15 protein-coding genes and 1 riboswitch are annotated in these 15,822 nt (G+C 43.7%); of the genes, 7 read left to right on the top strand and 8 right to left on the bottom strand.

Translation table 11 applies throughout. The features are described from left to right. Positions 1-259: 259 nt before the first annotated feature. A complete protein-coding gene (locus tag F6J94_RS16680; RefSeq protein ID WP_293042279.1) occupies positions 260-1,150 on the top strand; it encodes an ABC transporter permease in 891 nt (296 codons plus the stop codon). A 292-nt stretch (positions 1,151-1,442) separates the two neighbouring features. Here F6J94_RS16680 and lepB read toward each other — a convergent pair whose 3' ends face one another. The 4 genes from lepB to F6J94_RS16700 form a co-directional block, all read right to left on the bottom strand. Then, positions 1,443-3,911, bottom strand: a complete 2,469-nt coding sequence (gene lepB / locus F6J94_RS16685) for a signal peptidase I (RefSeq protein WP_293042319.1) — start codon at positions 3,909-3,911, stop codon at positions 1,443-1,445. Positions 3,912-3,952: 41 nt separating this feature from the next. Beyond that, a complete protein-coding gene (locus F6J94_RS16690; protein WP_293042282.1) occupies positions 3,953-4,327 on the bottom strand; it encodes a hypothetical protein in 375 nt (124 codons plus the stop codon). 171 nt (positions 4,328-4,498) lie between these two features. Beyond that, positions 4,499-4,627, bottom strand: coding sequence for a hypothetical protein (locus F6J94_RS16695; RefSeq protein ID WP_293042286.1), 129 nt, complete (start codon positions 4,625-4,627; stop codon positions 4,499-4,501). A gap of 3 nt (positions 4,628-4,630) precedes the next feature. Next, on the bottom strand, positions 4,631-4,771 hold the full coding sequence (locus F6J94_RS16700) for a CopG family transcriptional regulator (RefSeq protein WP_293042289.1): 141 nt from the start codon (positions 4,769-4,771) through the stop codon (positions 4,631-4,633). A 76-nt stretch (positions 4,772-4,847) separates the two neighbouring features. Here F6J94_RS16700 and F6J94_RS16705 point away from each other — a divergent pair, with 76 nt between their 5' ends. Next, positions 4,848-6,077 carry a transposase gene (locus F6J94_RS16705; protein WP_293042292.1) on the top strand — a complete coding sequence of 410 codons (1,230 nt, stop codon included), beginning with the start codon at positions 4,848-4,850 and terminating at the stop codon, positions 6,075-6,077. Positions 6,078-6,114: 37 nt separating this feature from the next. Here F6J94_RS16705 and F6J94_RS16710 read toward each other — a convergent pair whose 3' ends face one another. After that, the gene (locus tag F6J94_RS16710; RefSeq protein WP_364302003.1) at positions 6,115-6,378 is read right to left on the bottom strand and encodes a type II toxin-antitoxin system Phd/YefM family antitoxin; all 264 of its coding nucleotides are present in this window, start codon (positions 6,376-6,378) and stop codon (positions 6,115-6,117) included. Between the two features lie 77 nt (positions 6,379-6,455). On the opposite strand from F6J94_RS16710, the gene F6J94_RS16715 reads away from it, so the two are divergent. Next, positions 6,456-6,764: a hypothetical protein gene (locus F6J94_RS16715; RefSeq protein ID WP_293042298.1), complete on the top strand. Its 309-nt coding sequence runs from the start codon at positions 6,456-6,458 to the stop codon at positions 6,762-6,764. Positions 6,765-6,837: 73 nt separating this feature from the next. On the opposite strand, the gene cobW is transcribed toward F6J94_RS16715, so the two are convergent. The 3 genes from cobW to F6J94_RS16730 form a co-directional block, all read right to left on the bottom strand. After that, on the bottom strand, positions 6,838-7,872 hold the full coding sequence (cobW, locus tag F6J94_RS16720) for a cobalamin biosynthesis protein CobW (protein WP_293042301.1): 1,035 nt from the start codon (positions 7,870-7,872) through the stop codon (positions 6,838-6,840). Positions 7,873-8,223: 351 nt separating this feature from the next. Continuing rightward, positions 8,224-8,910, bottom strand: a complete 687-nt coding sequence (locus F6J94_RS16725) for a HupE/UreJ family protein (protein ID WP_293042304.1) — start codon at positions 8,908-8,910, stop codon at positions 8,224-8,226. A gap of 357 nt (positions 8,911-9,267) precedes the next feature. Beyond that, positions 9,268-9,412: riboswitch (cobalamin riboswitch) on the bottom strand. Between the two features lie 189 nt (positions 9,413-9,601). After that, positions 9,602-10,585: a YihY/virulence factor BrkB family protein gene (locus F6J94_RS16730; RefSeq protein ID WP_293042307.1), complete on the bottom strand. Its 984-nt coding sequence runs from the start codon at positions 10,583-10,585 to the stop codon at positions 9,602-9,604. 141 nt (positions 10,586-10,726) lie between these two features. On the opposite strand from F6J94_RS16730, the gene F6J94_RS16735 reads away from it, so the two are divergent. The 4 genes from F6J94_RS16735 to F6J94_RS16750 all read left to right on the top strand — a co-directional run bounded on the left by F6J94_RS16735 (position 10,727) and on the right by F6J94_RS16750 (position 15,811). Beyond that, on the top strand, positions 10,727-11,887 hold the full coding sequence (locus tag F6J94_RS16735) for a class I SAM-dependent methyltransferase (RefSeq protein WP_293042310.1): 1,161 nt from the start codon (positions 10,727-10,729) through the stop codon (positions 11,885-11,887). 151 nt (positions 11,888-12,038) lie between these two features. Next, positions 12,039-14,054 carry a magnesium chelatase ATPase subunit D gene (gene bchD / locus F6J94_RS16740; protein ID WP_293042313.1) on the top strand — a complete coding sequence of 672 codons (2,016 nt, stop codon included), beginning with the start codon at positions 12,039-12,041 and terminating at the stop codon, positions 14,052-14,054. 79 nt (positions 14,055-14,133) lie between these two features. After that, a complete protein-coding gene (locus F6J94_RS16745) occupies positions 14,134-14,709 on the top strand; it encodes an IS607 family transposase (protein WP_293042316.1) in 576 nt (191 codons plus the stop codon). After that, the gene (locus tag F6J94_RS16750; protein ID WP_075902891.1) at positions 14,630-15,811 is read left to right on the top strand and encodes an RNA-guided endonuclease TnpB family protein; all 1,182 of its coding nucleotides are present in this window, start codon (positions 14,630-14,632) and stop codon (positions 15,809-15,811) included. Before F6J94_RS16745 ends, F6J94_RS16750 begins: the two co-directional genes overlap by 80 nt. The last annotated feature ends 11 nt before the right edge of the window (positions 15,812-15,822 follow it).

Raw genomic sequence — 15,822 nt, forward strand, 5'->3', positions numbered from 1 at the left:
GGGGACTTTGAGGTTGATAACGGTACCTCATAAATCCTAGAAACGCTATATCACAATTCATGATAGCGTTTATCATAGCTATGAGGTACAAATAATTTTTTCCCTATTGCCAGCATGCCTCTTGCCTATTGCCTATTGCCTATTGCCTATTGCCTCTTGCCTATTGCCTCTTGCCTCTTCCCTGCTCCCTGCTCCCTGCTCCCTGCTCCCTAAAGCCCAATAATTTTTACCTTATCCAATTGACAACTGATGTATCGAAATGAGTGTTCTGTGGAAGTTTTTTGGTGGAGATGGATGGCGTCGGTTTCGCCAAGACCGAATGGCTGTAATCGGGTCTATTGTACTTCTAATTATGGTGATTACCATTGTTTTAGGGCCATTCATTGATAAAACACCTATTGACAAAATTGACTTTAGTCTATCCAGTGCGCCACCGAGTTGGGCACATCCTTTTGGTACTAATGATTTAGGTCAGGATCAACTGGCTCGGGTATTGTGGGGGGGACGCATCTCGTTAACGGTGGGGATTGCGGCTATGGTAGTGGCGATTTCTTTGGGAACGTTAATTGGAGCGGTATCCGGTTTCTATGGAGGAGTAATTGATACCTTCCTGATGCGTCTGACGGATTTATTTTTAGCATTACCTCAGCTACCGTTGTTACTGTTAGTGATTTATTTATTCCGCGATGTCATGCGGCAGGTGGCTGGGCCAGAGTTGGGTATTTTTATTTTAATAGTGCTAGTAATTGGTTGCTTGAATTGGATGTCGGTGGCGCGATTAGTACGAGCTAGTTTCTTGACAGTGCGGGAGATGGATTTTGTGACGGCAGCTCGATCGATTGGTGCTAAACCTCGTCGATTGATTTGGGCTCATATTCTTCCTAATGTGCTTAGTCCGGTAATTGTTGCGGCTACCTTGGCGGTGGGAAATGCAATTATTACTGAGTCTACCTTGAGTTTTTTAGGATTAGGGTTTCCCCCTGATGTTCCGACCTGGGGACGGATGCTATTTGATGCCCAAAATTATATTGAAATCGCCCCTCATATGGCAATTTTTCCGGGATTAGCGATTTTTTTAACAGTGCTTAGTATTAATTATATTGGGGATGGATTGAGGGATGCTTTGGATCCGCAAACAAGGAGAAAGTAGGGAATCGGGAATCGGGAATCGGGAATCGGGAATCGTTGCGTAGGGTGCGTTAGGGGGGGCTCTTATTTTTAGCCTCGTAGCCAGTTGAAACAGCCCGCCCCGTAACGCACCACCGGGTCAAAGTACAACAAATTTTATAGCAACAAATATAGCGTTTTTTATAGCTATTAGATACACAGGATGTTTTCCCTCTTACCTCTTACTTCTTATCTTTTAGCTGCTCCCTGCTCCCTGCTCCCTGCTCCCTAAAATCCAGAACTTTTTACATCATAACTATGATAATTACTATATATTAATCCACCCGGCCAAATCGCCTAAGAGGAAAGAGACGGAATAAGACTCTACCATAAATTTGCTCCCTACGCACCACGCCCATCAACAACTTATCCTGATCATCTGGATTTTCACCAAACACTAAATAGCAACAAGAAGGGATTTCTCTCTCTACTTTGTCGTCATCTTGGATGGGGATTGCTTGAATGTAGTCAGTTTGCAGCAGTTGACCATTGACATAAACCTCTCCTTGCTTAATGGCAAACTTGTCTCCAGGTAAGGCCACAATCCGCATAATGTACTTCTTACCATTAAAGCCTTGCTGTGCCAAATTCTTGCTAACCCAAAAGTCAATCACATCTCCGTGGTGGAATTTGCGCCAATGACGGGTGACTATATCCGTGAGAACCACATCACCGCTCTTGACTACTGGTACTACCGTTGATTTTAGCCCACTGTCAACCCTATAGATGCTGCTACTAAGAATTAGAAAAACAAACAGAGAAAATCCCAACAGAATATAGCCTAGCCCAGGGTTTTTAGAACCTTCAATCAGGGGGGGAGGAACAGGTTTATTGCCCACAAAATGCTGACGCAGGGCATCATGAAGAAAACGGTAACGCCCTCCCACTTGCTGAATCAACCGCCGTTCTGCTGCATAACTGAGGAACCTGGCATAGTTCCAAGGAATTGCTCCCCTTTGCCACAAAATTAGCCTCAGGGTCAAGTGCGGTATCCAGTCTTGACCCCCACTTGCTATTGCCGAAACCAATCCTACAAGTAAACCGATGCTTAAAGCGCGAGTCAAATCAAGGTTAGCTCCTGTAACGATGGAGACAAGGGGATCAATTAATGCCCCAGCCGGAAAAGCAAACAGGGGAATAATAAACATTTTTTTAAACGATTCTTTGATCCCTTGATTAGGGTTTTCCTTAGCAATTTCTGTTTTTAAGCAAAAAAAACGCCCAAAAATCATCCATACCAAAAATAAAATCAGCAAAAAAGTCAGCCCAAAAATCAGCAAAAAAGTCAGCCCAAAAATCAGACAAGAAGTCAGCCCAAAAATTAGACAAGAAGTCAGCCCAAAAATTATGTTAAAAATCAGACCATCCCAACTTCCAGCAAAAGCTTCAGCTTGTCTTTCGTAGTTTTTAAAATCCGTAAATTTTAGCCCTAAAATTAGCCCAAATATCAGCCCATAAAGCAGACCAAATATCAAATCATAAAGCAGACCAAATATCAAACCATAAAGCAGACCAACAATCAGTCCAGAAATTAATCTAAAAACACTTCTTTGACAACCTTTTTTTAACCAATATGACTGCATATTTTCAATTAAAAATTCAGTGGTTGAATCGGCTACTAATTGCCGAGCTAGATAAGTCAACCAATGTCTAGTATCCTCATCCCCATAAGGAACTCCCTTGGGATATTTTTGCTGATCAAGGGGTAACTTTAAGCGCTCCTCCACATAGGCTGACCACAGTTGTGCTTTATTGGTAATCGGCTGCCCCTGGTATGCTGTCACCATCACGTTTAAAAACAGGGGTTTATCTGCCAGTTCTCTCATCTGGGCATCACTGGATAGCACTTGCCAGAACTCCCGTTTACCCAGGCGCTGGAGATACTCTTGGATTTGGACATCATTGGGGGACTGCAAGCAATAAGCCCCATTAAGTTTACGTAGTTTGACTCTTCCCTGCTGATATTCTTCCAGGCGACAGCAAACCACCCCACGGCGTTGGATGTCTTGCTTGAAAAACTGATTAATTTTGGTGACGCACAGCCGTTGACGGGGTATGCCTAACTCGTCTAAACCATCCAGAAGGGGCAGTAGTTGATGGTTTTCCAGCCATTGTTGGCTGATTTTTTCGTCAATGCTGTAATTGTTTTTGAGTTGAGCCACTAACCATTGATCAAGGGGTTGCTGATCATGTTTCCAGGCAGAAAGCTCGAAGATGATGGGGATCGGTGCAGCATTATTCTGTTGTGCTTGCTTAACTAAATCCTCGGCTAGTCTTAGTAAAGTGGTCGTTTTTCCAGACCCCGGTTCCCCTAAAATGAGTAACCGACCTTTCACATCTGGCCGTTCAAATACCTCCATTGCTGAGGTTTGAGGCGGTAGGGGAATTACTTTCTGTCGCTGGTCACGTTCTACCGCCCCCTTGCTCTCCTCCATTGGTAATTCCAGATACAGATTCATCTCTAACTTGTCTTGGTGCAGAGAATCCTGGAGTCGAGTTGTTACCTCCCGCTTGACTTCTACCAGTAACTGTTTGCGAATGCAACTAGCAGCATACTGATCACGGTCGAGCCAGCCAATTAGCTTGCGTTGTAATTCTCTCCAAAGGGGAGCTGGCACATGTCTTTGCTGCTCCGAATTATAAATGTAATCACCCTCAACATAAAAACCTTGGTGATTCACATTAGCCTCGCGGTGATGTTCTGTATTAATTTCACGCTCTGGCCGCTTTCGTTCTTCAGTCACAACTGTCAATCAAGCTAGGGTGATCGAGGTGTAGTTTGGTGTTAAGACTGCTGAGTTTGCTGCCAATCTTCCAGCGCACCGATAACAAAACTAGCAGCCGGATGGTTCAGCAGTTGCTCAAAAGCACTTACACCCCCAGCTTTCAAGGCACTGAGTACTCTATTACTCAAAGCAGGGTTAGTGTCAATCTGCTCAACTGCTGCTGCTGCCACCTTCATCTTTCCAGTGGTAGTATCAGTAGGGTAAGTTTTGTCTAAGGTCTCTAGTAATTCTTGAATCTGTGCCGCAGCTTTCGCGAGGTTTTGTTTTTGCTCTGGGTTATTGTTATAGTAATCGCCCTCGATGTAAGTACTTTGGTCGTTGTTGTGGGTTTCACGGTTATATCTACCTGCTTGAATATTGCGATCGCCACTCATAACTAACTTGTCCTTAGCCGCTCACGGTAAAGCGATTCGTCTATCCCTTTTCAGCCATGAGCACCATCAATGCACTAAAAATGGGAGTATTGGCTGTATAGTAGCTAGATTAGTAAGAGATTGACTGAATGTCAACTCTGTGACAAAGTAATGCCGTCTTTCTTACCCTTGTTACAACTTAATACCCAATTCCTCTTTCAGTTCTTCCAAAGGTTGAGCTTTATGGCGGCAGCCCCGCGCTGTACCCGATAGGGTCAGCGTCGGGAAGGATAGCCCGGTGATGGAATGAAATGGAATCACCAACTAATAATCCTGGGGGACAGGGAGACGAGCTATAAAACTCCTAATCAATTCAGATGGGGTCATCCCTCTCTTGTCGGCTTCCTGTTTTAATTGTCGTTTTTCAAAGTCAGTTACTCTGACTATCAACTTTTTATCTTTCATGTTTTTACTGTTATGGGTTGTCATATGGCTACCCATATGTTAGACTAATAATAGGTCGATAAGCAAGAGGACAAAAATGATATCTGCATATCAATACCGGTTAAGACTGACAAAGTCGCAAATTACAAAAATAGAGAAATGGCTGGATATGTTGCGTCATCAGTACAACTATTTGTTGGCAGATAGGTTTAATTGGTTTGAGCAAAATCGCTGTTCTATTAATTCTTGTTCCCTTGTTTGTCATTTACCAGATCTAAGAAACAATCCTGACTACTTTTCCCAAAAAAGAACTCTACCTCAGTTAAAGAAAGACAGACCTTGGTATAGTGATATTCATGCTCACGTATTACAGGATTGCGTTAAAAAAGTAGATTTGGCTTTCAAGCGGTTTCTTAAGGGAGATAGCAATGGTAAAAAGAGCGGAAGACCTCGATTCAAAAGTAAAAATAGATACAAGTCATTTACTTTTCCGTCACTTTCAAATAATCCAATAAATGGCAACATTTTGACTCTTCCAAAATTTGGGAAAGTCAAAATGATTTATCACAGACCTATTCCAGAAGGATTCAAAATAAAAACAGCTACTATAACCCGAAAAGCTGACGGCTATTACGTCACGCTGTCAATCCAAGATGGTACGGTTCCGGATATTATCTCAGTAGACAGCATCGAAAATCCCGTCGGAATAGATATGGGTCTTAAGTCTTTTCTGACAAAGTCTGATGGTTCAGAGGTACCAATACCCCAATACTATCGAAAAGCTCAAAAACGGTTAAAGAAAATTCAAAAAGCTGTTAGCCGTTCTAAGAAAGGTAGTAACAACAGTAAGAAAGCTGTTATTAAGCTAGGAAAAGCTCATAAAAAAGTGGCTGACACTCGAAAAGATTTTCATTTTAAAACAGCCAAAAGTTTGCTAGACGAATATGATCTAATCGCTCACGAGAAGTTAAATATTAAAGGTTTGGCCAGAACTAAAATGGCTAAATCTGTATTGGACGCTGGATGGGGACAATTTCTGTCAATACTATCAAACAAAGCCGTTCGCGTAGCGTGGCCTACGGCCATAAATGCTGGTTTGCTTACAGTTGCAGTAAATCCTCGAAATACCAGTCAGAACTGTTCTAATTGTGGCACGAAAGTACCTAAAAAATTAAAAGACCGCATCCATTCTTGTCCTCATTGTGGATACACGAAAGATCGCGATGTGAATGCGGCTAAAAACATATTGAATTTGGCGGTGGGGCGTCCCGTCAGGAGTAAAGCTTGCCGAGTAACCGTTCGCGTAGCGTCGGGCAAAGCCCGATAGGGGTACCTGGTGTTGGCAAGAAGCCCGCGTTGTCCCGTCAGGGCAACGTCGGGAGTACGTCACGAGTAGCTTCTTCTGACTCTGCCCATTCCAAAGCCCTAAACAGGCGCTTGGCATTTTCTGGCGATCGCAACAGGTAAATAGTTTCTAAGATACCAGACAATTCATCTTCAGCAATTAACGCGACATTTTTCTGGTTATCACGCTTGATTACGATAATTTCGCGTTCATCGTAAACTTGATCTAGGATGCTAGCTAGGTTAGCTTTTGCTTGAGAATAGGTAATTTCCCGACTTAACATCGTTTCACTGAGGCTGATTTGTAGATCATTATTGTACATACCTCACATGGAAACTGCACCGTAATCTGATCGGTGGAATGGGCATATTGGTGGAACAGGCATCTTGCCTGTTTCATGTTCCGGCATATTGGTGGAACAGGCATCTTGCCTGTTTCATCTTCCAGCATATTGGTAGAACAGGCATCTTGCCTGTTTCATCTTCCGGCATCTTGGTAGAACAGGCATCTTGGTGGAACAGGCATCTTGCCTGTTTCATCTTCCGCCATCTTGGTGGAATGGCCATCTTAGTGGAACAGGCATCTTGCCTGTTTCATGTTCCGGCATCTTGGTGGAACAGGCATCTTGCCTGTTTCATTCCCGAGCGGGCAAGATGCCCACTCTACTAAATTGGTTATTCCCGATTCCCGATTCCCGATTCCCGATTCCCGATTCCCGATTCCCGATTCCCTGTTCCCTTTATTACCCAAATACCTCCTGAATTCCTAACTGCTCCAAGCCTTGCCCAATCAACACCAAGCGAGTCTGACGCTTTTCATCAGCTTGCCAAGCACGGTCAAAGAAACTCTCAATGCGATCGCCTACTCCTTGGATCACCATCCGCATGGGTTTATTAGCAACATTCACAAATCCCTTAATACGATAAATCTCTTGCTGTTGCACCAATTGTCGTAATTTTGTCTTGATTACCTGTGGATCAAATGCCTGATCTAAAATCAAATTAACTGAATTAATATCATCATCATGGTCATGGTCTTCTTCATGGTCATGATGGCTAGGACGTGATTCTAAATTATCTTCCACTCCGGCATTAAATCCTAGCAGTAAATCAGGACTAATGTCTCCCTCCTGACAAGGAACGACTTTCACACTACTTGGTAACTGCTGTTGCAACCAATTGTTTACTTTGGTTTGAGTAGGACTATCCACTAAATCCACTTTAGTCAACAGCACCATATCAGCACAAGCTAGCTGGTCTTCAAACAATTCCTCGATGGGAGTTTCATGTTCCAAGGTTGGGTCAGCCTGACGTTGGGCTTCTAAAGCATTGATATCGCTGACTAAAGTACCAGCGGCTAAGGCATCGCAGTCTACGACAGTCACCACCCCATCCACCGTAGCGCCCGTGCGAATTTCTGGCCAACGAAAGGCTTGAACTAGAGGTTTAGGCAACGCTAATCCCGAGGTTTCAATCAGGATATTATCAATCTTGTCACGACGCTTCAGCAATTCTTGGATTGTCGGTAAGAATTCTTCCTGAACCGTGCAACACAGACAACCATTCGCTAGTTCTAAAATATTATTATTGGCGTCATCGTCTTCATCACAAATCTGACAGGAACGCAATAATTCCCCATCAATCCCTACTTCACCAAATTCATTAACAATTACAGCAATGCGCCTGCCCTGATTATTTTGGAGCAGGTGACGCACGAGAGTAGTTTTGCCACTACCCAGGAATCCAGTAACAACTGTAACAGGAATTTTTGCAGCCATTTTAAATAATTTAGAATGAAGAATGAAGAATGAATAATGAAGAATGGGTAATGGGGAATGAAGAATGAAGAATGGAGAATGAATAATGAAGAATGAAGAATGAAGAATGAAGAATGAAGAATGGAGAATGGAGAATGGAGAATGGTTAAGCCAGAAGGCAGAAGGCAAAATTAAGAATGGTGAATGCTGAAAGCAGAAGACAGAAGGCAGAATTCTTAATTCTCAATTCTCAATTCTCAATTCTCAATTCTCAATTCTCAATTCTCAATTCTCAATTCTTAATTCTACATTCTTAATTCTACATTCTTAATTCTACATTCTTAATTCTCAATTATACATTCTTAATTCTTCTTATCCAAAAATTGCAGAGGATAGGAAAACGACTCCTACTGAGCAGATACCAAAGCCTAAAATTCGCATCAGTGGGAAGGGTTGATCTTTCCATTGTTTGATCAACCTCTGACTCAGCCCTAGGGCTAGGATGGCAATACCATACTGAATCACACTGAAGCCAATCAGGTAAGCCAATAGTGGACTCATTTCAGCACCTACAATTGCTTCACCATAGGCATAGCCATGAAAAATACCAGCTAAGCTAGCTAACCCTAGCACTACGGATATATTGGGAATTTTGGCACTCAACAGTAGTCCGCCAAAGAGCACCACTGAAGTTGCGATCGCAATCTCTGGTATTGGCAAGTCCATTCCCAGCAAGTGAATACCTGTCCCGACTAGGGTGGTGAGGACAAAAGCACCGGGAATCAGGAAACCACTGGTAAATCCGGCTGCAATTAAGCCAACAGCAATCACAAAGGCGAGATGATCGAAACCAATCACGGGATGACCTAATCCAGACAAAAATGCTGTGATGAAATTATCAGGTGTCTCGCCACCAAAGGGATGGTGAGCCAGGGCTTGTTGTGCTGTACTTAAAATCCCGATCCATACCAACAGAGCTATAGCATTAAAGCCAAGTCTCTGGTTTTGATAACGGGAGGTATAAGACCGATTGTTCGCGGAAAATTTGTTCTTAGACATCTGGTAAATGCTGGTCAATGACTGATCAAAAAATTGGCACAGTTTAGTGTTAATTACCTTGACAGACTAGGCTTTCTAAGACTATCTTGAAAAAAGATAAAGTAGTCTTGTAGCACATTTAAACTGAGCTGATAGCTGATAGCTTATAGCTGTTCGCGTAGCGTGCGCGTAGCGCTTAAGCTTATAGCTTATAGCTTATAGCTTACTATCAAACTTACAGATCAAACCTATTAAATACTTTTTACTCAACCACTAGTTTTCAAAAAGAGCATCACAAACGTTACTAGTAACTGTGGTTGCCTACTCACTAATTTTGGAAATGCTACATCAGACATCATCTGTACCTCGCAGACGGATTTAACAACTGAAACCATTGGCGGGCATTCTGACTTAGAGGTCACAGACCTCATCACAGCTGCGGGACAGCGCCGGACTTGCACCGGACTTTCCCCGTTACCTCTGGTGAGTGTTCTTCACCAGAACCGATGGAACTTCAGGTAGTTTAGCACAATCTGACCTATATTATTTGTTAAATATTAATTAAGATATTAATTACGATTAATTAAGATTAATTAATCGTAATTAATTAAAGCGGTTTTTAGTTTAATGAGGTACATAGGAGTTTTTACCTATTCCCTATTCCCTATTCCCTATTCCCTATTCCCTATTCCCTGTTCCCTGTTCCCTGTTCTTACGATCTTGGGTTATCCCTTTCCTCAACACTAGGGAACTGGCCTACTGCTGGGAGAGGGGTAGCATGGTCATCGGGAACGATTTTTGAACCAAATATTTTAGCGTAAACTTGGGTAAATTCAGCTCCCAAAAAGATAATTTGAGAGGAATAGTATACCCAAGCCAATAAAACCACCAGTGAGCCAGCAGCACCGTAACTTGAGGAAAAACTGCTTCTGCCGAGATACCATGACAATAGCCATTTACCCAAGTTAAACAGTAAGGTAGTGATAATTGCTCCAACCCAGACATCCTTCCAGGCAATTTTCACATCTGGCAAGTACTTGTAAACCAGAGCAAACATCAGGCTAAGGATACCAAAGGACACCAGCAAGTCCAGAATTGTCCAGACAAAGTTAAGTTGGTAGAGCCAGAGTAAACCCAGTTCCTTGAGGAATTCGCTCTCATAAGACTCCAAAGCAGATAAGGCAGTACTGAGCACAGCGGACAATAGCAGAAAAATTCCCACACCCAGCACTGTTATAAACGAAAGAATCCGTTTTTTCAAAATCCCCCAGATGCCCCGTCCGGGTTTCAGCTTCACATCCCAAATCGTATTCAAGGCATCTTGGAGCTCGCCAAATACCCCAGATGCACCGAACAACAGCACCACAATACTAATCAAGGAAGCCAACCCCCCACTAGCATCAGGCCGATGGGCATTAGTAATGGCTGTCTGAATAAACTGTGCCCCTTGTTCCCCAACCAATCCTTGGATTTGCTCTACAATCTCGCCCTTAGCCGCCTCTTCCCCAAAAATAGACCCCACAATTGCGATCGCAATTATTAACACTGGCGCTAGGGAAAAAATCATGTAATAGGATAATGCTGCTGCTAGTCTAGATGCGTTATCGTCCTTCCATTCTTTAAATGTTTCCTTAAGCAGTCCTAAAATAGCCTTGGGATTCATCACCATCACTCCTGGACGCGGGTTAATCGGCATTCTTCCAGTTGGAAATGCCGGACAATGCCTGAGAATATTGTAGATTGACAATTGCGCGAACGAGATTTATTTTAAGCATGATAGCTGACAGCTAGTGGGGTAAGGTAATTGCAGGAAAAGCAATAGCATCTGACGTTACCCATGATTGAAAACCAGTTTGTAAGGAACTTCGTCTCCTCCTTATCCAAAGGTGGCAAATTACCAATTAGCTTTGTAATTCATTTGGAAGATGGGTCACTCACCACTATTGGAGAAGAGAAACCGATCTTGGATATATACATCAAAAATCCAGCTGGTCGAAAAGCTCTAATGTCTTTAGACCAATTACTGATAGTGGAAGCTTACATCAAGGGTGATATTGATTTCGAAGGGGACTTAATCAAGGCCATGTCCTTCCAGCAGCTGTTATCCGATCAGCATATTTTGCTAAAGATAGGTCGGCGACTCAAGCCCATCTTACTTGGGCGGGAAAAATGCAATCCAGATTGGATATCAAAGCATTATGACTCCAATAATATCCAATTGTTCGCCATGGATACCGATTACAATACTTATACTCCTGGGATATATGAGAAAGATGAGGATAGCCTAGAGGTTGGAGCTGAACGCAAGTTAGACTTTGCCTTTCAATCTCTTAATCTCAAACCGAATGATTCGGTACTGGATATTGGCTCTGGCTGGGGCGGTTTCGTGCGTTTTGCCGCACGCCGAAATATCCGTGTGACTGGAATTACCTTATCCAACCACCAAAAACAGTATGTAGAAGATTTAATTGACAAAAATAACTTTGATGCAGAGGTCAAGTATCAAGACTTTTTCTCTTTCCAACCCAGCCAGAAATATGATGGCATAGTCATGATGGGGGTAATCGAAGATTTGTCAGATTATCCTCGAGTAATGGAGCGTCTCTTGAACTATCTTAAACCTGGCGGACGAGTATATCTCGACTTTGCCTCACACAAAAAGTCATTTGGCACGCACAGTTTTATTACTAAGTATATCTGGCCGGGAACCTTTCGGATGGTGTATATGCCGGAATTTATCGATGCTGTTAAAGAATCACCATTTGAGATCCAAGCCATCTATAACGACCGTCGCAACTATTATCTTTGGGCTAAGGGTATGTATGAGCGCTGGATGGAAAAAAAAGCAGATATTATCGACAAGTCAAATGAACAAATCTGGCGCACGTTCCGGATACTTTTTGCGGCAACAGCGGGTACCATGAACAAATCATCATACGATTCGACGGCCTATCGGGTGGTTTTAGAATTACCCGAGGATCACAAGTCTTTACAATAACTGTGGTCAGACCTAGATTCCTAGATCAATTTAGTATTGGAAAGTCCCCCTCAAGAATTTCCCATGGAGCTAAATAAACCATAAGGAGTCGTAAAAGAGTACTATTATACTACTATGATTTGACTCAGGGAAGTTTGACAATAGTTGCTCTATGCCCGCACTGACCACAAAACCTGCCAACCCTAGCTTTCCCCTCACCGCCGTGGTGGGTCAAGAAGCCATTAAACTCGCCCTCCTCCTCGCCGCCATTGACCCTGGATTAGGAGGCGTTGCGATCGCAGGACGCCGTGGCACAGCTAAATCAGTGATGGCACGGGCAATACACACCCTGCTCCCCCCAATTGAAGTGGTTAAGGGTTCCTTGAGTAACTGTACTCCAGAGGAAGCATTACAGGAACAGTTACAGGAACAGTTACACGAACAGTTGAAGGTTGACGGTTCTCCAGATACCGAAATCATCCCAGCTCCCTTCGTCCAAATTCCTCTAGGAGTGACCGAAGACCGACTCCTGGGTTCGGTGGATGTAGAACAATCTGTTAAACAAGGGGAACCTGTCTTTCAACCGGGATTACTAGCCCAAGCCCATCGGGGTGTGTTGTATGTAGATGACATTAACCTCCTTGATGACCAAATTGCTAACCAGCTACTGAGTGTTTTAACCGAAGGGCGCAACCTAATTGAGCGAGAGGGCATTAGTTTCCAACATCCCTGCAAACCAATTTTAATTGCTACCTACAATCCCGACGAGGGACCATTACGGGAACATTTATTGGACAGAATTGCCATTACCCTCTCTGCTGACGGTGTGTTGGCCTTAGAGCAACGGGTGGAGGCAGTAGAACAAGCGATCGCATACGCTAACTCTCCCCAGCAGTTTCTGGAGGAATACCAGGAGGATCTGGATACCCTTAAGACGGATATTATTCTAGCGCGAGAGTGGCTCAAGGATGTTGAGATTACCCATGACCAAATTACCTATCTCGTCAATGAAGCCATCCGAGGTGGTGTCCAAGGTCATCGGGCAGAACTGTTTGCGGTTCGAGTGGCTAAAGCTGCAGCAGCCTTAGATGGTCGTCAGACAGTTAATTCCGAGGATTTGCGTCGGGCCGTGGAATTGGTAATTGTCCCCCGTGCGACTATGGTAGAAACACCACCAGAAGAAGCACCACCTCCTCCTCCCCCACCCCCACAAGATCAATCTCAGGAAGAGCAAGACCAAGAGGAAGACAAGGAGGACGACAATGACTCAGAGGAGCAAGAACAGGAAGCTCCGAGTATCCCGGAAGAGTTTCTCTTTGACCCAGAAGGGGTGATACTTGACCCTAGTGTGCTTTACTTTGCTCAGATGGCACAACGGCAAGGTAAGTCCGGAAACCGTAGCATTATCTTTTCAGAAGACCGGGGTCGGTATGTCAAACCGATACTACCGAAGGGGAAAGTAAGGCGGATTGCTGTAGATGCCACCCTCAGAGCTGCTGCACCCTATCAAAAAGCTCGTAGGCAACGTCATCCTAACCGTCGGGTGATTATCGAACAAGGGGATTTACGATCCAAGCGATTAGCCCGAAGAGCTGGCTCCTTGGTAGTTTTTGTAGTAGATGCGTCAGGGTCTATGGCTCTAAACCGGATGCAATCTGCAAAAGGAGCAGTGATGCAGCTTCTGACGGAAGCTTATGAAAACCGTGACCAAGTTTCCCTGATTCCCTTCCGGGGAGAACAAGCCGATGTGCTGTTACCCCCTACCCGTTCCATTGCTTTAGCAAAGCGGCGTTTGGAGCGATTACCTTGTGGTGGCGGTTCCCCTTTAGCTCATGGATTGACTCAGGCGGTGCATGTGGGCATGAATGCTCAATTGTCTGGGGATATTGGTCAAGTGGTAATTGTGGCAATTACTGATGGTCGGGGCAATATTCCCTTAGCTCGTTCCTTGGGAGAACCTCTACCAGAAGGCGAAAAGCCAGATATTAAAGGGGAATTGTTGGAAATTGCCGCTCGCATTCGAGCTAATGGGGTTCAATTATTAGTAATTGATACCGAGAGTAAGTTTGTTTCTACTGGTTTTGCCAAGGAATTGGCCAAACAAGCCGGTGGCAAGTACTATCATTTACCGAAAGCTACTGATAAAGCGATCGCAGCTATGACTAAGAATGCGATCGGCCAAAGATAGAAGTATCTTTTTAAGGCAATCTCCGGCAGTTCCCGGCAGTCTCTGTTAGTATATATAAAGAATCGCACCAACTCAGACTATGAGGTATGTCCCACCCAGGAAAGCCCGCGAAATCCTCGGAGTATCTGAACGAACACTCAGGTACTGGGAGCAGGAGGGCAAAATCAAAACCATTAGAACCCCAAGTAACCAGCGACGTTATGATGTCGATTCAGTGCTTGGAGAAGTCAAGAACAAACCAACAATTATTTACGCTAGAGTCTCTACCAGAAGACAAAAAGAAGACCTCGAAAGGCAAGCGGCGTTCCTTCAAGGGAAGTTCCCGAACGCGGAAGTCATCAAAGATATCGGTACAGGACTCAACTACCGCAGAAAAGGTCTTAAAGCCTTATTGGGACGAGTTTTGTCAAGAGACGTCAGCGAAATTGTGGTCGCTCACAAAGACCGGATGGCAAGATTTGGATTCGAGCTTATCGAATGGATTTGTGAACAGAACGGTTGCAGAATCGTGGTTCTCGACCAGTCAAATCTATCTGATGAACGAGAGATGGTGGAAGACATCCTTGCCATCGTCCATGTCTTCAGTTGTAGACTCTATGGACTCAGGAAATACAAGTCAGTTATCAAAGAAGATCCGAGTCTACCCGGAAACTGAATTAAAGCTAAAATGGAGAACTTGGATTAATGCCGCGAGATGGTGTTACAATCAGGCTATCGCAACTCTGAAAACCACAAAAATAGGGAAATACGACCTTAGAAAGAAAATAATGTCAGAGGTCCCTGAATGGGTTAGTAAAACACCTTACAGCCCCAGGGAATCGGCAATATTTCAAGCATTTGAAGCTCATAAAGCAGCCAAGAAGGTAGACGGAGAAGCTAAGTTTAGGAAGTTTTCAGATCCAGTTCAATCGATCAGGTTCAATAAGGTTAACTTCAGGAAAGGGACTTTTTACCCAAAAGAGACGAAAGGTAGGGTTTTTCATAGTAGCGAATCAATGCCAGAAAAGATCCTTCATGACCCTACTCTGGTTATTGATCGAGGACGTTGGTTTATTACTTTTGCCATAGACGAAAAACCTGCTAAACCTTCTCTGCCAGATAGAAGTATTGCTTTAGATCCTGGAGTAAGGACATTTTTGACTGGATTTGACGGCCAGAGGTTTTTAGATATAGGTTCAGGAGACATTGGACGAGTTTACCGCCTTTGTTGCCACTTAGATAATCTAATATCTCGCGCCTCTCTAGCTAAGGGATCTAAAAATAAAAGAAAAAGATTCAAGATCAGGAAGGCCGCTCAGCGAATGAGAGTAAAAATTCGCAATCTTATAGACGAAGCTCACAAAAAGGTTGCCTGTTTCCTCACTTCTGAGTATCAAGTTATTTACCTTCCCAAATTTGAGACATCTCAAATGGTGAGTAAAACCAAGAGGAAAATAAGAAGCAAGACCGTTAGAAAAATGATGTCTTGGGCACATTATCGATTCAAGATGACATTGAAGCATCAGGCAGCCAAAAGAGGCTGTTTTGTAGTAGACGTCACTGAAGAATACACATCCAAGACTTGTACTAAATGTGGCCACATTCACAGCAAGTTAGGCAGTTCTAAACGATTTAAATGCCCAAATTGTGGCCACACCATTGACCGTGATCATAATGGCGCTTTTGGGATTTACCTAAAAGCTTTGAGGGATACCTCCTCGTCGATAACCGACGTGCTGTACACGGCTTCCGGGTTTTGCCGGGAATTGCCTGGTTAAATGTATCCGCT

The sequence above is a fragment of the Moorena sp. SIO1F2 genome, assembly GCF_010672755.1.
Taxonomy (GTDB): Bacteria; Cyanobacteriota; Cyanobacteriia; order Cyanobacteriales; family Coleofasciculaceae; genus Moorena.